The organism is Arthrobacter sp. PAMC25284 (assembly GCF_019443425.1).
GTDB classification, from domain to species: Bacteria; Actinomycetota; Actinomycetes; order Actinomycetales; family Micrococcaceae; genus Arthrobacter; species Arthrobacter oryzae_A.
Genome location: NZ_CP080382.1, coordinates 2938172 through 2961099 on the forward strand (window position 1 = coordinate 2938172; position 22928 = coordinate 2961099).

24 protein-coding genes and 1 pseudogene are annotated in these 22928 nt (G+C 63.9%); 16 read left to right on the forward strand and 9 right to left on the reverse strand.

Annotation, left to right across the window (positions count from 1 at the left end; translation table 11 throughout):
• Positions 1 to 2: 2 nt before the first annotated feature.
• The 5 genes from KY499_RS13560 to KY499_RS18325 all read right to left on the reverse strand — a co-directional run bounded on the left by KY499_RS13560 (position 3) and on the right by KY499_RS18325 (position 3707).
• The gene (locus tag KY499_RS13560) at positions 3 to 923 is read right to left on the reverse strand and encodes an alpha/beta fold hydrolase (RefSeq protein ID WP_219887020.1); all 921 of its coding nucleotides are present in this window, start codon (positions 921 to 923) and stop codon (positions 3 to 5) included.
• Between the two features lie 174 nt (positions 924 to 1097).
• Complete coding sequence (locus KY499_RS13565; protein ID WP_219885593.1) at positions 1098 to 2195, reverse strand: Xaa-Pro peptidase family protein; 1098 nt, start codon at positions 2193 to 2195, stop codon at positions 1098 to 1100.
• Positions 2196 to 2391: 196 nt separating this feature from the next.
• A complete protein-coding gene (locus tag KY499_RS18315) occupies positions 2392 to 3186 on the reverse strand; it encodes an MFS transporter (RefSeq protein ID WP_258190781.1) in 795 nt (264 codons plus the stop codon).
• Positions 3119 to 3322 (reverse strand): hypothetical protein, encoded by a 204-nt coding sequence (locus tag KY499_RS18320; protein ID WP_258191104.1) that lies wholly within the window; start codon positions 3320 to 3322, stop codon positions 3119 to 3121. Before KY499_RS18320 ends, KY499_RS18315 begins: the two co-directional genes overlap by 68 nt.
• Positions 3234 to 3707, reverse strand: coding sequence for an MFS transporter (locus KY499_RS18325; protein WP_308813107.1), 474 nt, complete (start codon positions 3705 to 3707; stop codon positions 3234 to 3236). Before KY499_RS18325 ends, KY499_RS18320 begins: the two co-directional genes overlap by 89 nt.
• Positions 3708 to 4045: 338 nt before the next feature.
• Between KY499_RS18325 and KY499_RS13575 the strand changes: the two genes are divergently transcribed.
• From KY499_RS13575 to KY499_RS13590, 4 genes are read left to right on the forward strand one after another with little or no spacing between them, the layout of a single operon-like run.
• Positions 4046 to 5182 (forward strand): diaminopropionate ammonia-lyase, encoded by a 1137-nt coding sequence (locus KY499_RS13575; RefSeq protein WP_219885594.1) that lies wholly within the window; start codon positions 4046 to 4048, stop codon positions 5180 to 5182.
• The gene (locus tag KY499_RS13580) at positions 5179 to 6378 is read left to right on the forward strand and encodes an ArgE/DapE family deacylase (RefSeq protein WP_258190782.1); all 1200 of its coding nucleotides are present in this window, start codon (positions 5179 to 5181) and stop codon (positions 6376 to 6378) included. Before KY499_RS13575 ends, KY499_RS13580 begins: the two co-directional genes overlap by 4 nt.
• 22 nt (positions 6379 to 6400) lie before the next feature.
• The gene (locus tag KY499_RS13585) at positions 6401 to 6883 is read left to right on the forward strand and encodes a RidA family protein (RefSeq protein ID WP_123256547.1); all 483 of its coding nucleotides are present in this window, start codon (positions 6401 to 6403) and stop codon (positions 6881 to 6883) included.
• A 43-nt stretch (positions 6884 to 6926) separates the two neighbouring features.
• Entirely contained in the window at positions 6927 to 7835 is a 909-nt protein-coding gene (locus tag KY499_RS13590; protein WP_219885595.1) for a LysR substrate-binding domain-containing protein, read from the forward strand.
• A 112-nt stretch (positions 7836 to 7947) separates the two neighbouring features.
• On the opposite strand, the gene KY499_RS13595 is transcribed toward KY499_RS13590, so the two are convergent.
• On the reverse strand, positions 7948 to 8325 hold the full coding sequence (locus KY499_RS13595; protein ID WP_123256549.1) for a RidA family protein: 378 nt from the start codon (positions 8323 to 8325) through the stop codon (positions 7948 to 7950).
• Positions 8326 to 8432: 107 nt separating this feature from the next.
• Between KY499_RS13595 and KY499_RS13600 the strand changes: the two genes are divergently transcribed.
• The 12 genes and pseudogenes from KY499_RS13600 (at position 8433) to nagA (ending at position 19340) form a co-directional block, all read left to right on the forward strand.
• The gene (locus KY499_RS13600) at positions 8433 to 9335 is read left to right on the forward strand and encodes an ABC transporter substrate-binding protein (RefSeq protein ID WP_219885596.1); all 903 of its coding nucleotides are present in this window, start codon (positions 8433 to 8435) and stop codon (positions 9333 to 9335) included.
• Positions 9332 to 10300 carry an amino acid ABC transporter permease gene (locus KY499_RS13605; protein ID WP_258190783.1) on the forward strand — a complete coding sequence of 323 codons (969 nt, stop codon included), beginning with the start codon at positions 9332 to 9334 and terminating at the stop codon, positions 10298 to 10300. Before KY499_RS13600 ends, KY499_RS13605 begins: the two co-directional genes overlap by 4 nt.
• On the forward strand, positions 10300 to 11073 hold the full coding sequence (locus KY499_RS13610; RefSeq protein WP_123256551.1) for an amino acid ABC transporter ATP-binding protein: 774 nt from the start codon (positions 10300 to 10302) through the stop codon (positions 11071 to 11073). Before KY499_RS13605 ends, KY499_RS13610 begins: the two co-directional genes overlap by 1 nt.
• A 25-nt stretch (positions 11074 to 11098) precedes the next feature.
• Positions 11099 to 12256: an FAD-binding oxidoreductase gene (locus KY499_RS13615; protein ID WP_219885597.1), complete on the forward strand. Its 1158-nt coding sequence runs from the start codon at positions 11099 to 11101 to the stop codon at positions 12254 to 12256.
• A gap of 105 nt (positions 12257 to 12361) precedes the next feature.
• A complete protein-coding gene (locus KY499_RS13620) occupies positions 12362 to 13030 on the forward strand; it encodes a GntR family transcriptional regulator (RefSeq protein ID WP_123256553.1) in 669 nt (222 codons plus the stop codon).
• A 309-nt stretch (positions 13031 to 13339) separates the two neighbouring features.
• Positions 13340 to 14032 carry an N-acetylmannosamine-6-phosphate 2-epimerase gene (locus KY499_RS13625; protein ID WP_123256554.1) on the forward strand — a complete coding sequence of 231 codons (693 nt, stop codon included), beginning with the start codon at positions 13340 to 13342 and terminating at the stop codon, positions 14030 to 14032.
• Positions 14033 to 14092: 60 nt separating this feature from the next.
• Positions 14093 to 15637, forward strand: coding sequence for a PTS transporter subunit EIIC (locus KY499_RS13630; protein ID WP_219885598.1), 1545 nt, complete (start codon positions 14093 to 14095; stop codon positions 15635 to 15637).
• 12 nt (positions 15638 to 15649) lie between these two features.
• A complete protein-coding gene (locus KY499_RS13635; protein ID WP_123256556.1) occupies positions 15650 to 16120 on the forward strand; it encodes a PTS glucose transporter subunit IIA in 471 nt (156 codons plus the stop codon).
• Positions 16121 to 16133: 13 nt separating this feature from the next.
• Positions 16134 to 16941 (forward strand): annotated as a pseudogene (gene nagB, locus KY499_RS13640) (glucosamine-6-phosphate deaminase).
• On the forward strand, positions 16932 to 17798 hold the full coding sequence (locus tag KY499_RS13645; protein WP_219885599.1) for a PRD domain-containing protein: 867 nt from the start codon (positions 16932 to 16934) through the stop codon (positions 17796 to 17798). The pseudogene nagB and the gene KY499_RS13645 overlap by 10 nt, the downstream one beginning before the upstream one ends.
• Positions 17795 to 18055 (forward strand): HPr family phosphocarrier protein, encoded by a 261-nt coding sequence (locus KY499_RS13650; protein ID WP_219885600.1) that lies wholly within the window; start codon positions 17795 to 17797, stop codon positions 18053 to 18055. The genes KY499_RS13645 and KY499_RS13650 overlap by 4 nt, the downstream gene beginning before the upstream one ends.
• Positions 18056 to 18098: 43 nt before the next feature.
• Positions 18099 to 19340 carry an N-acetylglucosamine-6-phosphate deacetylase gene (gene nagA / locus KY499_RS13655; RefSeq protein ID WP_219885601.1) on the forward strand — a complete coding sequence of 414 codons (1242 nt, stop codon included), beginning with the start codon at positions 18099 to 18101 and terminating at the stop codon, positions 19338 to 19340.
• Here nagA and KY499_RS13660 read toward each other — a convergent pair.
• Genes KY499_RS13660 through KY499_RS13670 form a run of 3 tightly spaced genes read right to left on the reverse strand, consistent with a single transcriptional unit; the run spans position 19337 to position 22878 of the window.
• Positions 19337 to 20380, reverse strand: coding sequence for a PDR/VanB family oxidoreductase (locus tag KY499_RS13660; RefSeq protein WP_219885602.1), 1044 nt, complete (start codon positions 20378 to 20380; stop codon positions 19337 to 19339). The two genes, nagA and KY499_RS13660, sit on opposite strands and share 4 nt — an antisense overlap.
• Positions 20361 to 22058 carry a histidine ammonia-lyase gene (hutH, locus tag KY499_RS13665; RefSeq protein WP_219885603.1) on the reverse strand — a complete coding sequence of 566 codons (1698 nt, stop codon included), beginning with the start codon at positions 22056 to 22058 and terminating at the stop codon, positions 20361 to 20363. Before hutH ends, KY499_RS13660 begins: the two co-directional genes overlap by 20 nt.
• Entirely contained in the window at positions 22036 to 22878 is an 843-nt protein-coding gene (locus KY499_RS13670) for an IclR family transcriptional regulator (protein WP_258190784.1), read from the reverse strand. The genes hutH and KY499_RS13670 overlap by 23 nt, the downstream gene beginning before the upstream one ends.
• Positions 22879 to 22928: the final 50 nt, after the last annotated feature.

Here is a 22928-nt window from a genome sequence, read left to right on the forward strand (position 1 = left end):
CACTACGGCAGGTCATCGAGCAGCCGTTGCACATGCTCCGGCTGCTCGATGGCCGCAAAGTGGCCGCAGCGGGGAATGGTCACCAGCCGGGCATGCGGGACCACCTCCGCCAAGCGGGTCAGGTCTGACGGCGGCGTGAAAACATCGCTGTCCCCGCGGATCGCCAGCACCGGGCAGCGGATGTCGAGCCACTGGCGGAAATCGTAGTCTGCTGCGGCCCGGGCGGCCGCGTCGAAGCTGGCGGGCCGGGCGTCATCGCTGAGCCCGCGGATTACCTGCAGGGAAACGGCGGCAGGAGCAGCGAAGAACGGGGACGTCAGCAGTGCCATCGCGGGGGTGGCACCGAAGGCGCGGATGAGCGCCGATCCTGCCGGGCCGAGGGCTGCCATGGTGCGCATTATCAGGAGCATCCCGACAAATGCCGGGAAGCTGGACAGTCTGCGCAGTGGCTTCCGCGCCGCGTCTGACACGCCGAAGGTGGTGGCCGAAATGGCGGCGACGCCGGCGGCCCGCTCCGGCCATACCGCGGCCATATGCAAGGCCAGGAAGCCACCCATCGAGTGGCCCACCAGCTTCCACTGCCGGTAGCCGAGCGCGTCCAGCACTTCGATGACGGCGCGGCCCGTCGCTTCGATGCTGAAATCCTCCAGCTCCGCGCCCGCCGTGGATTCGCCCCAACCCGGCAGGTCGATCAGCACCTTGTCATGGACCGGCAAGCCGGCCAGCAGCGGCTCAAACGTGGTCCAGGATCCCGCAGCGCCGTGAAGGTAGACCTCCGGTACGCCCGGTGAAGGGTCCCCGCCGCTGGTACCCGGCTGGATCCGTACTGTGACCGGACCCAATTCCGTCGAAACAATCTGCCGTCGCAACGCCGCCGCTCCCGCTCCCGCTCCCGCATGGACGGTTTCCTGCTGAACACTCATGGTCACCCTTTGCTCCTGGTCTCTGAAACCTATTCGGAGCGGAAGAAGCACCAGACTGGAGTGAGCAGCACCGGGTGCAGGCAGGGGAATCCGGGACGACGTCGAACGCCGTCGGCTGGGACTGCATCAGGGGCTGTACTAATGCCGTTGGGTGGACGGACGCCTGGCGGCGCCTCAGAGGATCTCTGGAAGGTCTGCGGTAGCCCGTCGGGACAAGAGCTCGGCCCCGCCTTCGCGGATCACGAGGTTTTCTTCGTGCACCATGCTGCGTCCCGGTCCAAGCCACAATCCAGGCTCGAGTGTGAGGACCATCCCCGGTACCAGTATCGTGTGGTCCTCCGCGGTGTGGGACGGCCATTCGGTCAACTGCATGCCCAGACCGTGCCCCAAACGCCCCACGTTGCCGCAGTCATACTGGTCGTCCGTTATGACGGCTTGCATCGCCCGGAAAAGGTCGGCACTGGTCGCCCCGGGGCGCGCCACGTCAAATGCTGCCTCGGTGGCGCGGAACAAGGTGTCATAGCCGCGCCGGGCATCGTCATCGGCGCGACCGATGGCGTAGTTCCGGTCAAAGTCACAGAAGTACCCGTCGTACACGGCTCCGGTGTCAAGCATCAGAACGTCCCCGCTGCAGAGGGGACGGTTGTCCGGTGGGGAAATGACATTGTCGTATCCGCCGGGGTCCGAGGCGCCGACGAGGTAAGGGACATCATCGGCGCCCAGGTTCAGCAGCTCGATTTTGAAGGCACGGAATGCTTCTGAAAGCGGTTGGCCGGCCGACACGATCTCTGGCACTCGGTCGAAGGCGTCCGAGGCGATCCGGCAAATGTGCGCGATCTTCGCAATTTCGGTTTCGGACTTGATCATCCGCAGATTCCTGATCACATCGGTGGCGTCGACGAACTCGATACCGGGCACGAGGGACTTGAGCTGACCGTAGTCCTTCAGCGGCATGCGCAGGGTGGTTTCCGGGCCCATAGGAACGCCGACCCGAATTCTGGAACCAGGGATGTTGCCCAGGGTATCCGCAAGCAAGGACACACCTTCGTCCTCAGGCTGGGGTGATGCCCAGGTGCGGACGTCCTTGATCCATGTCGTCGCCAGCAGCGGGGCTCCAATTTCAGGGATGACTGCAATCGGCGCCCCCTCCCGAGGAACTACCAGGAACCATGGCCGAGTCGGGCTCTGCCAGAACTGGGTGAGGAAACCGGTGAAGTAGCGGAATTCGGGCTCAGTGGTCAGGAACAGGGCATCCAGTCCTGCCCCAGCCATGAGATGTTGCGCCCGGAGCAGCCGGGACTCAAATTCGTCGTCGTCGAAACCGCGACGGAGCGGCCGGTCCTCGGGTTCCTTTCAGCCCGGTCTGGGATGCGTTGGTTGTGCGGTCGGTCGGTTGGTTGGTGAAATTCACGACGCGTGACTCCTTGGGACTGGCGCTGGTGCCCAGGTTGTTGGGGGAGCTGAAAATTCAAGCCACCGGACGGTAGGCCGACCGTCGGTTTTCGGCATCCATGCGGTTCATGTCGACGTACTTGAGTTTGGGGAAGCCGACCGAGGCCGGGTCGCCAGGGGCTTCTTCGCCGCGGAGTGTGGCCTGCGCGGTTTCCCGCATGCATAGGATGCTGATGAAACCGATCACACCGGCAATTGCCATGTACCAGCCGGGAATCAGTTGGTTACCTGTGGTTTCGATCAGCTGGTTGGCCACCGTCTGGGATGGCCCGGCGAAGAACGCCGTGGAAAAGTTGTAGCCGATTGCGAACCCGCTGTAGCGCACGGCGGTGGGAAAGAGGGCCGGGAGAGTGGAGGATACCGCTGCGGTCAGGATCACCAGCAGCAGGCCCAGCACGGCCAGGCCGAGGAATTGGAGCAATTGGTTCGGCAGTCCCAGCATCATTACGGCCGGAACGGAGAGAGTCGCGTAGCCCGTAGCGGCGAACAGGAGCAGCGGCTTGCGGCCGACCCGGTCCGACAAGGCGCCCACGGGTGGGATGGCGAGCAGCATCAGCGCCATCATCCCGACCAGCATCCAGTTGCCCTGGGTGGTGTCGTGTCCGAGCTGGCTGCTGAGGTAGGTGGGCATGTAGCCCAGAACCATGTAGAAGGCCACGTTGAGCAGGACCACAAATCCGGACAGGACCAGGATCTGCTTCCAATGGTGCTTTAGTACCTGGCGTACGGGCGCCTTAGAGCTTTCATTGTGTGCCGACGCCTCCGAGAAGACCGGGGGCCTCGTCGAGCCGGGTCCGGATCCATAGCGCAATTATGCCCAAGGGGATGGTGACCAGGAACGGGAGCCGCCACCAGCCATCAAGCATTCCTTGTTCGCCGACGATGCTCACGAGGCCGGTGCATAGAATTCCCGCGAGAATGAATCCGACGGTGGTTCCAAACTCCAGGAATGAGCCAAAGAAACCGCGACGGCGGTCCGGAGCCTGACGCCAGCGTCATCAGAATCACGGTGAGAACCATGACCTTCTGTCGGCCCACTTTGTCCCCCAACGGACCCAATATGATTCCGCCCAGCGGCCGGACGAGGAAGGATAATGCCAGGGTGGCCAGCGTCAGCGTAACGCCCACACCGCCGTCGCCCTCCTTTGAACCAAAGAAGTTTGTTGCCATGTAGATGGTGAGGTAGCCATAAACAGCGTAGTCGTACCATTCAACGGCGTTCCCCAGCGCGGATCCAGTGATGGAGCGTCGGAGAGTTTGTTTGGCCTCCAGGGTCTCGGGTTCTGACCCTGGAGCCATAAGTACCGGTTTTTTGCTAACTAGCGGCTGCATACTGGTCACAGGCTTAGTCCTTCGAAGTGATGGCGTTCAGGAAAACATCCCGAACTTGGTGCGCCTTGTCTGGAGCGGAAATCCTCTGGAGCTGGGCCAGGGGACGCTCCTAAATATCGTTGCTGCCGCTTCCTGGTGGAGAGTGGCGACGATCACGTCTGGACTCCATATTGACGGTTATCTGCTGAAAGTAAAAGCGGATTTTCGTGGCTAGTAAGGTCCATAAAAACAGGACGTTTCAAGAAGTGGCGAACGAGATGCTATTTGAAGCAAAAGTAAAAATAACCAAGCGCAAACCATCGCTTTTTCTTTAGGTCCCAGTGTCGGAACATGGTGACATGACTTCCACAGACACCGCCTACTGGTACGCCAATCCTGCCGCCCGGAGTTGGCGAACCGCAGCCCCGGACTCCGCGGAGTCCTTCCACCGGACGCTTGCCGGTTATGCTCCCACCCCGCTGACCGAACTTCCGAGTCTTGCTGCCGAGCTCGGCGTGGGCCGCGTATTTCTCAAGGACGAGTCCAACAGGCTGGGCCTGCCCGCTTTCAAAATCCTTGGGGCATCGTGGGCCGTTTGCAGGGCCCTGTGCCAGCGCTACAACCTGGACCCCGATGGCATGACTGTCCCCCGGCTCAAGGACTTTATTCGCTCCAACGTGGGGGTCACAGATATGCCGGTGCTGGTCACTGCCACCGATGGCAACCATGGCCGGGCAATATCCCGGATGGCAGCCCTGTTGGGCCTGTCCGCACGGATCTACGTCCCCGCGGGACTAAGCTCGTCCGCCATTAATGGCATCAGGAGCGAAGGGGCAGACCTGGTTGAAACCGATAACATCTACGACGACGTCGTCACCCTAGCGGCGGAATCCACCCACGGCGAAGCCCGCGACGTACTGATCCAGGACACCGCGTGGGAGGGATACATGGAGGTCCCACAATGGATCGTTGATGGGTACGGCACGTTGTTCGGCGAGATTGACGACGCACTCCGGGAGCTGCACGTGGCCGGTCCGGATCTGGTCGCCTGCCCCGTTGGTGTTGGTTCCCTCGCCCAGGCGCTGGTGGAGCACTACCGAACCCCCGGAAATGCCGCCCCGGTCCTCCTGAGTGCCGAGCCGGATACCGCCGCCTGCATAGCCCAGTCCTTGCAGGCGGGAAAACCGGTAGTGGTGGATACCTCCTTTCCGTCCATCATGTCCGGGCTCAATTGCGGCACGCCCTCCGAACTGGGCTGGCCGGCGCTCCTGGCTGGGGTCGATGCCGCCGTCAGCGTCTCCGAGGCGGATTGTCGCCAAGCAGTCCTGGATCTGCAGAGCTTGGGTCAGGATGTGGGCCCTTGCGGTGCGGCTTCCCTGGCCGGCGTCCGGGCCGCCCTCTCCAGCCCGGAACGGCGACAGCAGATGGGCCTCAACGAAACCTCCGTGATCGTCCTGGTCAGCACCGAAGGCCTCGCGGCCAACCCGCTCCGATGAAAGACCTGTTCCCCATGAAAACCAGCGAACACGCAATGCCAAAAGCCACGCACGGCGTACTGGAGGATCCGGTAGCGCTCCTTCAGGACCTCGTCCGGATCAATTCCGTCAACCCGGACCTGGTTCCCGGGGCAGCTGGAGAAGCAGCCCTTGCTGATTTCACTGCCGACTGGCTTCAGAGGCGGGGCTTCACCGTGACCCGCCTCGAAGCCGTGCCTGGGCGTCCCTCCATCGTGGCCGTCGCTGCCGGCACGGGCGGTGGCAAGAGCTTGATGTTCAACGGCCACCTCGATACCGTCACGCTCGCCGGCTATGACGGGGACCCTCTTGAGCCCCGTCTGGAGGACGACCGCATGTATGGCCGCGGGACGTTCGATATGAAGGCCGGCATCGCCGCGATGATGACCGCCGCCGCTGCCGCCGCATCACGGCCGCATGCGGGTGACATCATCGTGGCCCTCGTCGCGGACGAGGAATTCGCCAGCGCCGGCACCGAGGAGGTTCTTCGGCACTTCACGGCCGACGCCGCCATCGTCTCAGAACCCACGCACGAGGACATCGTGATCGCCCACCGAGGCTTCGTGTGGTTCGACGTCACCATCAACGGCACTGCCGCGCACGGCTCCCGCCCCGATCTGGGCATCGACGCCATCGCCAAGACCGGGAGATTCCTCACCGGCCTCGACGAGCTCAGCCGCTCGCTGCTCACCGGGCCCGGCCACGCGGTGCTGGGAACGGGAAGCATCCACGCGTCGCTCATTCGCGGCGGCGAAGAGCTCTCGAGTTATCCCGCGGCCTGCACTGTCTCGCTCGAACGACGCACGGTGCCCGGGGAAAGCGCAGCAACGGTGGAGGCCGAACTGCGGGAAATCCTCGACGCGATCGCCGCCTCCGACCCCGACTTCAGCTATACGCTGGCCGCGGGTCTGGAACGCCACGCGTTCGAGGTCCCCGCCGACGCCCCGATCGTCCGTGCTGTCATGGCCGCTGCGGGGGCGGTCATGGGGCAGGCCGCCGCCGTCCGTGGCGAAGCGTTCTGGACCGATGCTTCCCTCATGCTCGAAGCCGGGATACCCGGGCTGCTGTTCGGAGTTGACGGCGCTGGCGCCCACGCTGCCACCGAATGGGTCGACCTCGGCTCGCTGAAGCGGGTCAGTCACATCCTTGCCGCCACGGCCACCGATTTCTGCCACTAACCCCACTTTTTAAAGGATTATCATGACTGACCAGACCATCTCACTGTCCCACCAGGCACTCCGGGGACGACTCGCTGAACTCGGGTTGGAACTCCCTGAAGTCCCCGGCGCCGTCGCCGCCTACGTACCCGCCGTCCGGACCGGAAACACCGTCTACACCTCCGGGCAGCTTCCCCTCCGGGAGGGCGTTATGGCTGCTGCGGGCAAGGTGGGATCCGACGTCTCCGCCGAGACGGCGGCCGACCTGGCCAGGACCTGTGTTCTGAACGCGCTGGCCGCCGCGGGCGCCCTCGGCGACCTGGACCACGCAAGAATCCTCAAAGTCACCGGTTTCGTCGCCTCGGCCGCCGGATTCAATGGCCAGCCGGCGGTGGTCAACGGTGCCAGCGAGCTGCTGAACGAGCTGTTCGGTACCCGCGGGGAGCACGCGCGCTCGGCAGTGGGAGTGGCCGAACTGCCCCTGGATGCCCCCGTCGAGGTGGAGATTATCGTAGAGTTTTCCTGACCGGCGCATCACGCACCGAATCGATGCGGCAGAGGGGACAGATGTGCTGAACGTCGTCCGGCTCAGGGTCTTGCGGGAGCTGCACCACCGCAAGACCCTCTCTGCCGTCGCCGCGGCCTTGTCCTACAGCACGTCAGCGGTGTCGCAGCAGGTCCGGCTGCTGGAAAAGGAAATCGGCGTCCCTCTGGTTGAGCCGTCCGGGCGCCGTCTGCAGCTGACCCCCCAGGGCCTGATCCTGGTGGCGCACGCCGAGCAGATCCTCGAACTGCTCGAACGGGCAGAAGCCGACGTTTCCCGGTCGATGTCCCAGCCCCGAGGCGTCGTCAAGGTCGCAGCCTTCCAGTCCGCGGCGTTGACGATAGTTCCCGACGCCCTGACCGAGCTGCGCCGCCTGCACCCGCAACTGAGCGTGGAGTTCGAACAAGGGGAACCCGAGGTCACGCTGCCCTCGCTGGCCTCGTCCGAATACGATCTTGTTATCGCCGAGGCATTTCCCGGACTTCCCCTGCCGTCATTGCCCGGGATCGCTGTCACCACGATCATGGACGATCCATTATGGCTCGTTATGGACGCGGCCATCACCGAAGGCCTGGACCCGGGCCAGGACCTGATAGCGCAGCTCGCGGACGCCCGCTGGGCGGTCGAATCCGCAGACTCGGCTTCCCGGACCTGGCTAACCAACCAGTGCCGGAAGGCCGGCTTCGAACCACACGTCATCTGTGCCTCCGAAGATGTCGCCGTGCATCTGAGGTTTGTCGAAACAGGATTGGCCGTCGCAGTCCTTCCCGGGCTCGCCCTCGTTGGTGCCTCGCCAAACCTTCGCCGCTACCCCACGGCCTCGGGTATGCAAAGCCGTCAAATTCTTCTCGCAACCAGGGAAGCCTCCAGCACCCGCCCCGCCATAGCAGCCGTTTCCGCCGCCCTTCAGCGCGCAGCAGCAGCTTACGGGTGACAACGCGGAAACTGGCTGCGGGAGCATGATCGGGGGTTAGGTCGAGATTGGAACCGGCTGACCCTTCCTGCGGGGCGCGGCGCCATCTTCCGATCCGCCATGGTCCGCGCGGTCATTCGTCAAGGACGGCCACAGCGTCGATTTCCACTTTCATGCCGGGTCCGAGTCCGGCGGAGACGGTGGTCCGCACGGGGAATGGGGCTTCAAAGAACTGGGCGTAGGCCTCGTTCATGCCGGCGAATTCCGAGTCGTCACTGAGGTAAACACGGACCGAGACGAGGTCCTTCAAGGTTCCGCCACCGGCTTCCAGCACGTTTTTCAGGTTGGTGAAGGCCTGTTTTGTCTGGGCCCCGACATCTTCGCCCACAAGTTCACGGGCGGCTGTGAATCCGCCCTGGCCTGCGAGGTACATAAAGGGACCGACGCGTACCGCCTGGGAATAGGGGCCGACGGGCACAGGAGCGAGAGGGGTTTTGATTTCTTTTTTCATTTGTGAACCTTCTGCACGGAAAATTTGGGCCGCCTCTTGACGGGTAGGATGTGAAGTATGACACTTGGACTGTCAGACAGTCTGATACTAGGAGGAAAATTATGGGCATGCAAAAGAAATCCGTGGGTCGCACCGGCCTCACCGCCGTCATCGGAGGGCTGGCGCTGGCGCTCACCGGCTGCGGCGGTGCCTCATCAGGGGCGCCGGCGGCGTCACCGTCCGTGGCCACCGACGCCAGACTCGCGGCCCTCGTGCCGGATGACATTCGGCAGGCAGGAAAAATGCGGGTCGCCACCGACCCTACGTATGCTCCGTTTGAATCAATGGATACGGACGGGAAGACCATTGTGGGGCTGGACCCCGACCTGGCTACCGCGGTCGGTGACCTGCTGGGCCTGAAGGTCGAATTTGTCCCGACATCCTTCGACGCGCTGATTCCGTCGCTGGCTGCCAACAAGGTCGATCTGGCGATGTCATCCATTGGGGACACCAAGGAACGCGAGAAGACCGTGGACTTCGCCACCTACTACTGGAACGGCACCCTGTTGCTGGTCGGCAAGGGCAACCCGAAGGCCCTCGCCGCAGACCAGACCTGCGGGGCCCGCATCGGCGTCATCCGCGGTTCACTGCAGCAGACGACGTTCCTCCCCGGCCAGGAGAGCGCCTGCACGTCGGCCAGTAAGCCGGCACCCACCGCGGAGGTCTACCAGAACGCACCCCAGGCGGAGCTGGCCCTGCAGAGCGACCGCATCGACGGGGTCATGCTCGACGCGCCTCCACTGGTAGACGTGTCAAAGAAGAACCCGGAAAAGTTCGAAGCCGTTGGTCCGCTGCTGAAAAACCCGAACCCCGGCGGCGTTGCCCTGCCCAAGGACAGCAAGCTGACGGCGGCTGTCAACGCCGCGATCAATGAGTTGATCCGGAACGGCACGTACGGTTCATTGCTGAGCAAGTGGAATCTGGACGCCATCAAGATCGATAAATCCGAAATCAACGGTGCCCGGTCGTGAAGGCCCACACTGAACCGCTCTTGCCTGGGCAGGCAGAACCGGTCTCGGTGCGGCAGCACGAACCCGAACGGGTTATCAAGCTTAAACGGCCAGGGCGCTGGGCCTCGTATGTCCTGATCCTCATATTTGCTGCGCTGGCCATCCAGTCCGTGGCGACCAACCCCAACTTCGGTTGGCCCGTCGTCGGCGAGTATTTCATGTCACCGCGGGTGCTGGACGGTTTGCTGAATACCCTGCAGTTGACGGTCATTGCCATGGTCCTGGGCGTCGTGCTTGGCGTCGTTCTTGCCGTTATGCGACTGAGCTCCAATCCGGCTCTCCAAGGCGCCGCGGGCCTGTACATCTGGTTCTTCCGCGGGACGCCCATCTTCGTCCAGCTGCTTTTCTGGGGCTATATTTCCGCGCTCTACCCGCTGCTCAGCCTGGGAGTACCGGGCGGGCCCACGTTGTTCGCCATGGACACCAACTCGCTGATCACCCCGGTGATTGCGGCGATTCTGGGCCTCGGGCTGAACGAGGCAGCCTACATGGCGGAAATCGTCCGTGCCGGCATCGTCTCCGTCGGTAAAGGACAGACGGAGGCCGCCCATGCCCTTGGCATGTCGAACATGCGGGCGTTGCGGCGCATCGTTCTTCCGCAGGCGATGAGCGTAATTGTGCCGCCGACAGCGAACAATGCGATCTCGATGCTTAAAACAACATCCCTCGTCAGTGTGCTGTCCTTCCCGGAACTGCTCTATGCCACCCAATTGATTTACGCCGAGAACTTCCAAACCATCCCGCTGCTGATCACGGCCTCCATCTGGTATCTCATCGTCACCTCGGTGATGACCGTCGGCCAGTACTACACCGAACGCCACTACGGCAGAAGCACTCGGGACCAAAGCAAGGGGATGCTTCGACGCATCCTGGAGCTGCAAAAACGACGCGGCACCAATGACGCGGCCGCCGGCAGGAGAATCTGATGACCCACACACCCGAAATGATGGTCACCGCCACCAACGTCTGGAAGTCTTTCGGCCACAACGAAGTCCTGAAAGGCATCAACCTGGAAGTCCGGCGAGGCGAAGTGATGACGCTTCTGGGCCCGTCCGGATCAGGCAAATCAACCTTTCTGCGCCTCATCAATCACCTGGACACGGTAACGGCAGGCCGGATCGCAGTCGACGGCGACCTCGTCGGATACCGCGAACACTCCGGCGCCCTTCACGAACTGCGCCCCAAAGACATTGCCCGGATGCGCTCGGAGGTGGGCATGGTGTTCCAGCAGTTCAACCTCTTCCCCCACATGACCGTTCTGCAGAACATCATGGAAGCGCCGATCGGGGTCAAAAAAGAACCCAAAGCACGCGTCCAGGAACGCGCCGAACGGCTCCTCGCACGGGTTGGTCTCTCCGACAAGCGCAACGCCTACCCAGGATCCCTCTCCGGCGGCCAACAACAGCGGATCGCGATTGCCCGAGCCCTGGCCATGGAACCCAAACTCATGCTCTTCGACGAACCGACCTCGGCCCTCGACCCGGAACTGGTCGGTGAAGTCCTGGACGTCATGAAAGACCTGGCATCGACGGGCATGACGATGATCGTCGTGACCCACGAGATGGGTTTCGCCCGGGAAGTCGCCGACACCGTGGTCTTCATGGACGGCGGAGTCGTCGTTGAAGCAGGCACGCCGGGCGATGTGCTGGGCAACCCCCGAGAAGAACGCACCCAGGCGTTCCTGAGCAAAGTCCTCTGACCCCACTACTTTTAAGGAACCAACAATGAAAATAGCCGTCATCGGTGCCGGAATGATCGGCGTTTCGATCGCCGCTGAAGCGGCCGCCCGCGGCGCCCAGGTCACGCTGATCGACCAGGGGGCGCCCGGCGCAGGCACCTCCGCGGTTTCCTATGCGTGGGTCAATTCCAACAACAAGGAGCCGGAGAGCTACTACGAACTGAACCTTGCCGGGCTGGAGGCACACCACCGGCTCGCCGCCTCCGGTGCCGACTGGCTGCGTCCCACCGGCCATATCGAGTTCGCCACCGACCCGGAGCACGAAGTGGAGCTCCAGAGCCGTCTGGAACGCCTCGGCGAACTCGGGTACCCGGCCGATAAAATCACCCCGTCCTACGCCCGGGAACTCGTCCCTGACCTGCTCATACCCGACAGCGCCGGGGTGGTCGCATACTTTCCCCGGGAAGCCCACTGCTATCCCAGCCTGTACATCCGCCATCAGCTCCGGCGTGCCCGGGAATCAGGTGTAAAAATCCTGTCCGGTGTGGCGGTGGAGAACTTCCGTGAAGCACCCGGTGGCGTGCGGCTGGGCCTCAGCGACGGATCCACCATCCTCGCCGACCGGGTCGTCAGCGCTGCCGGCCGCTGGACCAACACGGTCACTGCAACCGCCGGATTTGGGCCGGTAATGACGGAGTACCAGGAGCCCGGTGACGTTACTGTGGGCTACCTCGCCGTCACAAACCCCCTGTCCACCTCGATAGACCGCCTTCTCACCACACCCTCCCTGAACATCCGGCCCGACGGCGGCGGGCGTCTCCTGCTCCAGGCCCTGGACCTTGACGGGACGGCAGCGCCCGGAGCCGACTTGCGCCCGGACTCATCCCTGGCCGACGAATTCCTCAGCAGGCTCCGCAAAGTGCTGGGAAATACCGATAACGCATCCGTCACCGAGCTGCGGGTCGGAGTACGCGCCATGCCGGCCGACGGCCGCAGCATCATCGGCCCGGTCGCGTCCGCATCCTGGCTCTACCTGGTCGCCACCCACAGCGGTGTCACCCTGGCGCCATTCCTCGGAGCGAGCGTAACCGCAGAAATCATGGGAGAGACCGAACCCCTATTTGCGGATTTCAGGCCGGATCGTCTCCTCGACAATGCCCCCGCCGCTCGACTGGCGGCCCCCCGGAAGCCCGGACAGCAGTAGACACGATAGCCGCGGATCCCAAGCACTCACCTAGGATCGTGAATCAGGACATGGCGGCGCCAGCCCGTTATAGAAAAGCACCGCCACAACACTAGGAGTCCACCCATGAACAAGATCCAACGCATGACGACGGCAGAGCTCAGCACCGACGCACTCCGGGAGCAGATTCTCAGCCGGCAGATACTGCCTGGATCAAGAATCACCGAAGACGCCATGGCGCGCGAACTGGGCATTTCGCGCGCCACGGTCCGTCAGGCATTGAATTCTCTGGTCCTGGAAGGGCTCCTCGTCCGCAATCCCGCCACTCGGGTTCTGGAAGTCCTGAGCCTCGATGCCTCTGACGTCGCCGAAATTTATCAGGCCCGCCGGGTCCTGGAACTTGCCGGTGTGGAAGCGTCCGCCGAAGCCCCCGATGATGCGTTGTTGAGCCTCAAACAGGCTGTGGCACAGATGCATGAAGCGGTCGAAAACGGCGACGTCCCCGGGTTCGTAGAGGCCGATGCACAATGCCATGCCCGGACGGTGGGCTTCCTTAACTCCCACATCCTTTCAGAGGCCCATGCCTCGCTGATGGGCCGGCTCCGCCTGGCAATGACGCATCTGGAAGCCGACGGCGGCGCCACCTCAGAAGGGCTCGCACAGCATCAGGAGTTCAGCGACCTGATCCTGGCCCGCGACATTCGAGGGGCAAAAGAACATCTCGCCCGGCGCCTGAATATTGCCGAACAACAAATGCTCGACAGCCTCATCGCACCGCGGCGGACAGCGAAGTAAACGCTGCGCCGCATCGAGAATGGCGCACGTCCGCGTCGCCGGAATCGCCTTGTTTGACCATCTCTGCCCCCCATCTCTTCCCCGAACGCCAACGGTCCGGGCTGACGCGGTAAACTGGTCGGTCACGCTCACAGTCCTGACGGGCCTCGCGGGGGTGACGGATCCGGGAATGCCATGTACATTTTAAAGCGTCGCGATTCTTCGCGGCGGTCATCGGGATTGTAACTTTCGGCAAAACCTGAGACGGAAGCCCTTGTACGGAGTTGTACACGGGTTGCTACGTCTTCCAGCGTCCGAGGAATAATCCCCATGACCATTTCTATTTTGTTGGACCGCCTGCGCGGCGGCCTTATCGTCTCCTGCCAAGCCTTGCCCGGTGAGCCACTGTTCACCGAAGAGGGCGGCATTATGCCGCTCATGGCCAAAGCTGCTGCCCAGGCCGGTGCAGCCGGGATCCGCTGCAACTCCACGCGAGATGTCCGCCAGATCAAGGCAGCCGTCGATTTGCCGGTGATAGGACTCATCAAAAAGCGCTACGAGCCTTTTGAGCCCTACATCACCGCAACCATGGCTGAGGTGGACGCGCTCGTCGAAGCGGGCGCGGATGTAGTTGCCGTCGATTGCACGCTCCGGGAACGCGTCGACGGACTTAGTCCTGCAGCGTTCATCGAACAAATCCGCGCTGCCCACCCGAACCTGGCAATCATGGCCGACATCGCCACCCTCGAAGAAGGCCTGGCCGCCGCAGCCTCCGGCGTCGACTTCGTCGGAACCACGCTGAGCGGTTACACGCCCCAGTCCGAAGGCGCCCCGGGTCCCAACTTCACCCTGGTGGAGGAATTGTCGGTCAAAACAACCGTTCCTGTCATCGCTGAGGGCCAGGTCGGCACCCCCGAGCAGGCCCGTCAGATGCTCGATCTTGGCGCCTTCTGCGTCGTCGTTGGCGGCGCGATCACCCGGCCCGCCGAAATCGCCACGAAATTCGTCACAGCACTCGCTTAGGCAATCAGCACTCCCTTCTAACCCGACGACGCCGTCGGGTCCGAACTGAAAGCAGTCACCATGTTCAAGCAACTCCAAAAAATCGGCAAGGCCTTTATGCTGCCGATTGCTATTCTTCCAGCCGCCGGCCTCCTCCTGGGGATCGGCGGTGCCCTGTCCAACCCGAACACGGTCCAGGCCTACCCGGCGTTGGACGACACCGTCCTTCAGGGAATCTTCGGCGTGATGTCCGCCGCCGGCGCCACGATTTTCAGCAACCTGGCGCTCCTGCTCTCGATCGGATTGTGCATCGGCCTGGCGAAACGCGATAAGGGCACTGCTGCCCTGGCGGGAATCGTCGGCTACCTCGTTATGACCGCCACCATCACAGCGATGCTGGACATCTTCAGCCCCGACAGCCAGCCCATCGACACCGGCGTCGTCGGCGCCCTAGTGATCGGCGCGGCCGCGGTCTGGCTGCATAACCGCTACCGCAACATCGAATTGCCGGCTTTCCTCGGATTCTTCGGGGGATCCCGCTTCGTGCCCATCGTCGCGGCCTTCGCCGGAATCATCGTCGGCGTGTTCTTCTTCCTTGCGTGGCCGCCCATCCAGCAGGCTATGGTTTCTGCCGGTACCGCCATCGCCGGCATGGGCCCCATTGGGACCTTCTTCTATGGCTTCCTTTTGCGGCTGAGCGGCGCCGTCGGCCTGCACCACATGATCTACCCGATGTTCTGGTTCACACCCCTGGGCGGGACTGAGCTGGTCAACGGCACCTCCATTGCAGGCGCCCAGAAGATCTTTTTCGCCCAGCTGGCCGACCCGAGCCATGCCGGCCTGTTCACCGAGGGCACCCGCTATTTCGCCGGCCGCTTCGCCACCATGATGTTTGGCCTGCCCGCCGCCTGCCTCGCGATGTGGCACTGCGTCCCCAAGGGCCGCCGCGCGAAGTACACCGGCCTGTTCGCCTCTGTGGCGCTGACGTCCTTCGTCACCGGCATCACCGAACCCATCGAATTCATGTTCCTGTTCGTCGCCCCCCTGCTGTATGTCTTCCATGCCTTCCTGGACGGCGCCTCCTTCTTCGTGGCCGACCTCCTCAACATCCGCATCGGCAACACCTTCTCCGGCGGAGCCATCGACTACCTTCTCTTCGGCGTTCTGCAAGGCAATGAACGGACCAACTGGCTGCTCGTGCTGCCCGTCGGCGCCATCTGGTTCGCCCTGTACTACTTCTCCTTCAGGTTCGCCATCAAACGCTTCAAGATCGGCACACCCGGACACCTCGACGACACCATCGCCAGCGACGCCGACGCGGCGCCTGTCGACGGCGCCCTCGTGCCTGCCATGGCAGGTGCTCCCGCTGCCGCCGGAACAATCCAGGAGACCGCCGCGCGCGTCGTGGAAGCCCTCGGCGGGGCAGCCAACCTTGACGACGTCGACGCCTGCATCACCCGACTGCGGGTGTCCGTGAAAGACCCGGCCAAAGTCGACAAAGCAGCCCTGCGGAAGCTCGGCGCCACCGACGTCTTCGAAGTCCAGGGCGGCGTCCAGGCCGTCTACGGCGGGAAAGCCATCTTGTACAAAAACGCGATCAACGAGAGCCTTGGCCTCGACGACTGAAGGAGCACCTCAATGCTGAACCCATTCAAGAAAAAGGGCGATCCCGTCTTCAGCCCGGTCTCCGGGAGAATCATTCCCCTCGACGAAGTCCCGGATCCTGTCTTCGCCGGACGGTCGGTCGGCGACGGATTTGCCGTCGCACCAACGGACGGTTCCTTCCGCAGCCCGGCTGACGGCGAACTCGTCCTGGTGGCGAAAACACTGCACGCCTTTGCCATCCGGACAGACGCCGGAGCCGAGCTCCTCGTCCACATCGGGATCGACACCGTCAAACTCAAGGGCGAAGGATTCACCGGGCACCGGCAAGCCGGTGAACGGGTCTCCCGCGGAGACCTAATCATCAGCTGCGACCTGGCGGAACTTGCTGCGAAGGTACCGTCCATGGCCACCCCGGTTATCCTGACGAACGGGAGCAAATTCGGCATGACTGACCCGGATTTGCAGGCCGCCGATACGCCCGTCATCACAGTCCGCCGGAAGTGAAAGGCACCAGACCATGGAAGTGATCATCTGCGAAACACCCGAGGAAGTCGGCCGGCTCGCGGCGGCGAAAGTCAGCCGCGTGGTCCGGGACCGGGGCCCCGAGGCGGTGCTGGGCCTGTCGACGGGTTCGTCGCCCCTGGCGGCCTACGCTGATTTGGCCCGGAGGATCGAGGCTGGGGAACTCGACCTGAGCCGCGCCAGGGGATTCGCGCTGGACGAGTATGTCGGCTTGCCGCCGGGGCATCCCGAGAGCTACGCGGAGGTGATCCGTGCAACAGTGACGGATCCGTTGCGGATGGATCCCCTGCGGGTCAGTTGCCCGGACGGCTTCGCCACGGACACCGACGCCGCGGCCCCGTCACTACGAGGAAGCCATTAAGGCCGCCGGCGGGATCGACATCCAGATCCTGGGCGTCGGGGAAAACGGGCACATCGGCTTCAACGAGCCAAGTTCATCGTTGTCATCGCGCACCCGGGTCAAAACCCTTACGCGCACGACCCGGGAGGCCAACAGCCGTTTCTTTGAGACTTTGGACGACGTTCCCCGGCACTGCCTGACGCAAGGCCTCGGCACCATCATGGACGCCCGCGAGGTCGTTCTCATGGCCCAGGGCAGCCATAAGGCTTCGGCAATCGCGGGACTTATCGAGGGGCCGCTCTCGGCCCGCTGCCCCGGGTCGGTTCTTCAGTTGCATCCTGCGGCCACGGTGATCATCGATCGCGCTGCTGCCGCTGAGCTTGAGGGCCAGGAATACTACGAAGAGACGTACAGGAACAAACCGGCCTGGCAGCGATTCGAGGATCCGGCCCCATGGAAGTGACCCAGCAAGCGAGCATCAAGCGGGTCTACAACAACAACGTTGTACTCGCCATCGAGGCAGACGCCACGGAAGTTGTCTTGCTGGGCAAGGGGATCGGTTTCCAGCGCCGCCCGGGCGAAAGCGTCGACACGTCCATGGCCGATCAGCGCTTCGTGGCCGACGGGTCCTACCGGGCGACCCAGGTCGCCGGCCTCCTCAGCGACGCACCGCTGGACCAGATCGCACTGGCCCAGACCATCACTCAACTCGGTCATGCGACCCTCGGACTCGAGCCGCGACAGTCCTTGATGATCCCCGTCCTGGACCACCTCACCTTCGCGGTACGTCGGGCCCAGGAAGGAACACACATCGACTTCCCGCTCCGCTGGGAAGTGGCCCAGCTCTACCCGGCAGAAGCCGCACTGGGACGCCAGGTCGTGACACTGGTGTCCGACACGCTCGGGGTCCGGCTGCAGGAGGATGAGTGGGTGGCATTCGCGCTGCACTTCGTCAACCAGCAGTGGACCAAAGGAGACTTTTCCAAGACCGTCGTGATGACCGAGACGATCAGCCGGGTCTTCCTGCGTCTGGCTGAGCGGTGGGGCCAGCCGATCGATGAAGACGCAACCAGTGCCGCACGCTTCGTGACGCATCTGCGCTTCGTCTTTGCCCGGGCTGCCAGCGACGAACAACTGCACAGTTCCCACCTGGACGTCCTCGCCTCGGTCCGGCAGGTGTATCCGGAAGCCGCCGACGCCGCGACGGACATTGCCCGCCTGATTGGCGAGGCGATTCACCGGATCATCTCTACCGACGAAATCTCCTACCTTGCCCTGCACACGGGCCGCCTCTATGCCGAAATGAAGGGTCCACAGTGAACAGCAAAACCGTAACCGTCGGCTTAGCCGCAGGGCTTCACGCCCGCCCCGCCGCGCTCATCGCCCAGGCGGCGGCGGCCTACGAAGACGAGATCACCCTGACCCTCGCGGGCAAAGACCCGGCGGACGCCAATTCATCCCTGATGATCATGATGCTGGGCGCAGGGCACGGCACCCCGATCACGATTGCCTCCGACAACCACCCTGCCGTTGAAGCCATCTCAGCCATGATCGGCAGCGATCTGGACGCAGGATAGGTCTCCGGCTCCACACCACCGCACCCCGAACTTGGAAGGACCCATGACCAGCACGGACCTCCGCCATCCGGCACCCGGAACCACCTACGTCCTACACGGAACCATGCTGTCTGACGGAACCCAAACGGAAGACTCAGTTGTAGCAGTGCTGGACGGGCTGATCGCCTATGCCGGACCGCGGGCGGGCTTCGACCGCGCCAGGTACCCGGCAGCCGAAACGCTCAAGTTGCAGCCGGGAAGCCTGATCCTGCCCGGGCTGATCGACCTGCACTGCCACGGCGCAGCAGGCGGGGGCTTCCCCGATGGTGACGGGGAGGCGTCCCGGCAGGCGGTGGGGTTCCTGCACCGCAGCGGCACCACAACACTGCTGGCCAGTATGGTCACCGCGTCGTGCGAGGAGCTCACGCACGGAATCGGCGTGTTGAACGACTTATGGTCCGAAGGGCTCATCGCGGGTATCCATCTGGAAGGCCCGTTCCTGTCCCACGCCCGCTGCGGGGCGCAGAACCCGGACTGGCTCCGGGATCCCGATCCCGAACTGGCCCGCCGGCTGATTGCTGCGGCTGGCGGCTCCCTGAAGACCATGACGTATGCACCCGAACTTTCCGGGGCAGGCGAACTCGTCAGGATCCTGGCCGAGCATGGCGTCACGCCCTCCCTGGGCCATACCGACGCAGATGCCCAGACGACTTCAGCGTCGCTAACAGAGGCAGCCGAACTCCTGGTTGCGTCAACGGCACGCGGTCGCCATCCCGAATATGCCCGGCCAACCATCACACACCTGTTCAACGGTATGCCGCCACTTCATCACCGCAGCCCCGGCCCCGTCGCGGCCTGCCTGCGGCTGGCGGCGGCAGGGGAGATCGTCGTCGAGCTCATCGGCGATGGCGTCCACCTCGATCCTGAAACCGTCCGGATGGTGTTCGATCTGGCCGGAGCCGACAATATTGCCCTCGTGACAGATTCCATGGCCGCCACCGGACTGCCCGACGGCGACTACGACCTCGGTCCCTCGGCCGTGGTGGTCCGGGAAGGCGTGGCACGGCTGCACAGTAACAATGCCCTTGCCGGAGGGACGTCAACACTGCTGGAGGTCGTCCGCAGGACAGTCGCGGCCGGCGTGAGCCCGGCCAACGCTGTCAAAGCGGCAACACTGGTCCCGGCCCGGGTCCTCGGTGCGGAATCCGTGATCGGAAGCCTGCGGGCCGGCATGCGGGCCGATATTGTTGTCACCGATGCGGACTTCGGCCTGCTGGCCGTGCTCCGGGCCGGCCGTCGCATCTAGATATCGAGGACCAGCCTGTCGCCCAGGCAGCGCGAAACACAAATCATCATGGTCTCGTTTCCCGCCCGCTCCTCGGCGCTGAGGATTTCATCCCTGTGGTCCGGAACTCCGCCCAAAACGACCGTTTCGCAGGTGCCGCAGGTGCCTTTCCGGCAGGAGTTCAAGGCAGGAACGTTGACGCGCTGCAGGGCGTCCAGGATGGTCTCCTGGGCCCCAATCGTGATTTTGGTGCCGTCGGCGGTTTCCACGATGAACGGGGTATCGCTGCCGGCCGGCGGGCTGACCTGCCCGGAACTGTTTGCCTGCCCGGAACCGCTCGTCTGTTCGGAACCAAAGGATTCAAACATCAGGCGCGGAATCGCACCGGCCGCATGTGCCGAGCGGAGCTCGGTGAGCAAGCGCTGCGGACCGCAGGCGTAGACCGTGGTGTCCGGACCCAGCCGGGCCAGGCGCAGGTACTCGCTGAGGTCCATGCTTCCGGAATTTTCCTTCGCCTGAACCTGAACCTTGTCCCGCTCAGGGTCAAGGGCGGAGACCTCGTCCAGGAATGCCATGGAGCGCAGGCTTGATCCCAGATACAAAAGACGCCACGGCTCGCCGCCGGCGTGCGCTGCCCGAATCATTGGCAGCAGCGGTGTGATCCCGATGCCGCCTGCAACAAAGACTTTCTCACCGGGACCCGGTGTGCCGCGGAAGTTGTTTTTCGGGCCGCGTACGTCCAGGACGTCGCCTGCCTTCAGCTCCTCGTGGACGTAGCGGGACCCGCCCCTGCCGGGTTGTTCCCGCAGCACCGCGATGCGCCAAACGTGGTGATCCGAGGGGTCCGAACACAACGAATATTGACGCAGGACGCCGTTGCCGAACAGGACATCGACGTGGGCGCCCGGCTCCCAGGCCGGGAGCGTCCCGCCGTCGGGATCGCCCAGAATCACGGAGGCGACGCCGTCGGCTTCCCGCCGGATCCCACTGACAGCGAGGCGGCGGAATCCGTCTTCCGGGGCTGCACTCAACACGGCAGCCTCAGCGGCCTGGAGCGTCATCATCGCCTCCGATGGCTGCGTTCACTGCGGTGACGACGGCGCCGCTGTGGACCAATTCGCCGGCCTTGCGCAGGCGGGGGTACAGGACCACGTCCTGTTTGAGATGGTCGATGGGCCGGCCGTCGGCGGAGGCTGTGGAGCGCAGGAGTGCCAGCGCGGCCAGGCTCGCGGGACCGGGTGTGGCCTCCGCCGTGGCAGGCATCCGCATCCGCAGTTCAAGGGCCTGCGCAGCCATGAGCAGTTCAACGGCTACGACGGATTCGATGTTGGAGACAATCTGGCGCGCGTGCCGGCCGGCGTTGTTTGCCATGGAGACGTGGTCCTCCTGATTGGCGCACGTGGGGATGGAGTCCACGCTGTCCGGGTGGGCGAGCGTCTTGCAGTCGGAAACCAGCGCCGCAGCGAGATACTGCGGCAACATGTAGCCGCAGTCCATGCCTATCTGATCGCTGGCCACGAGCATGTCCGGCAGTCCGCGGTTCAGTGTGCCGTCGTCGAGCCGGAACAGCCGGCGTTCGGTGATGTTGCCGATCTCCGTGACCACGATCGAAATGAAGTCAGCAGCGAAAGCGACATATTCGGCGTGGAAGTTGCCGCCGGAAACGGCTTTGAGGGTGCGCGTGGACGGCAGCGACGGGAAGATCAGCGGGTTGTCCGTGGCGGCGTTTATTTCGTTGGTCAGGATGTTCGCGACAAATTCCAGGGTGTCCTTGACTGGGCCGAAGACCTGCGGAATGCAGCGCAGGGAATAGGCGTCCTGCGGCGGCTGGCGCACGGGATCGGTGCCGGCGTCGCCGTCCACGAGTCCGCTGCCTGCGAGGAGTTCACGGAGCCGGGCGGCCACCTCGATCTGGCCGCGCTGGCCGCGGGCCTGGTGGAGTTCGTCGATGAAGGCGTCGCCGAAGCCCATGAGGGCCTCGATGGTCATGGCCGCGGTGATCTGCGCCGTTTCCAGCAGGTTCTGCGCGTCGTAGAGTGCGAGGGCAGCCTGGGCGCAGGAGAACGAGGTGCCGTTCAGGAGGGCGAGGCCATCCTTGGCCCCCAGCGGAAGCCGCTCGATTCCGGCGTGGGCCATCGCGGCGATCCCGGAGACCACGGCGCCGTCCACGAAGGCTTCGCCGGAGTCCAGTTCCTCGTCCTCGCCAGTGTGCGAGCGTGACATCACGATGGCCACGTGGGCCAGCGGGATGAGATCGCCCGAGGCGCCCAGGGAACCGTATTCCGGGATGGCGGGATACACGCCGCGGTTGAGCATCTGCGCCAGGGTCTCCACGAGATCTGCCCGGATACCGGAGTGACCCTGCGTGAGGCTGACGATGCGGATGAACATGGTTGCCCGGACCACTTCCTCGTCAACGTACCGGCCCACGCCGGCCGCGTTCGAGAGCACCAGGCGGCGGGACAGCTCGGCGGCGTCGGACGGTTCATCGAAGGCTTTGCGTCCGGCGAGGGAGCCGAACCCGGTGTTGATGCTGTAAATGGGGGCGGTCTTTTCGCCGGCTTTCATAGCCTCCATAACGCCGTCCAGCCACTCCTGGCTTGGCTTCATCCGGGCCAGGACTTGTTCATCCACAACCACGGGGCGCCGGTGGCGTGCCACCTGGATCAGATCATCCAGGGTTGCGCGGTGCATCCCAATGACCACCGGTGCTGTATCAAGCAGAGTTTCGAGCGTCATCGCTTACCTCTCGGGTTGTTCTGCGGCTTGCGAGGGAACCCAGCGATGCCGCCAGGTTTTCCGCTGCCTCATTCATTGAATTAAGGGTCGAGTTCAGCCAGGCGCGGGAGCCGCAGCGGCTCTCCGGTCCGGCCACGTTCAGGGCGCAGACAGCTTCCCCGTCGAGCATGACCGGCACGGCGACGGAGACGGCTCCCGGATCCAGCTCGCCGCGCGAGACCACCCATCCGTTGGCACGGATCTGCGCGAGGCTGAGCTGTATTTGTTCCGCGGACGGTGAGTTGTCTGTGTAGCGCGGAAGGCTGCCGCCGAGCACTTGGCGCACGACGTCGGCCGGAGCCCAGGCGAGGAGGGTCCGGGGGCCGGCTCCCGCGGTCAGCGGCAGGAGTTCATTGACGGCAAACGTGTACTTAATGGCTTTGTCCGGTTCCGCACGGCGCAGGCACATGGCCTGAGTTCCAACCCTGATGACCAGGACTGCGGTCTCGCCCACGGCGTCGACGATGCCTTTTAGCACGGCTGTGCCAACTTCCGCGAGGTGACTTTGCGTCAGGTGCCGGCCGGACAATGCCAGCAGCGCGTGCCCCGGCCGGTAAATTCCGGAGTCTTCCTGGACGAAGCCGTGGGCCTTGAGCTGATGGAAGTAACGGTAGGTGGTGCTGACCGGGATGCCGAGCTCCAAGGCCACACTCTCCACGGTGGTGTCGCCGGCTTCAGCGATGGCGGAGAGGATCATGAGGCCGCGCTCGAAGGATGTGTGGGTCGCCATGTCACTGCCTCCTTGATGGGCTTCGATGAGCTGGCCAGTGTCGCCGGTCACGGAATGATCGTGCCGGACGTCCGGTGGATGACCAACAATCATTCTCACAG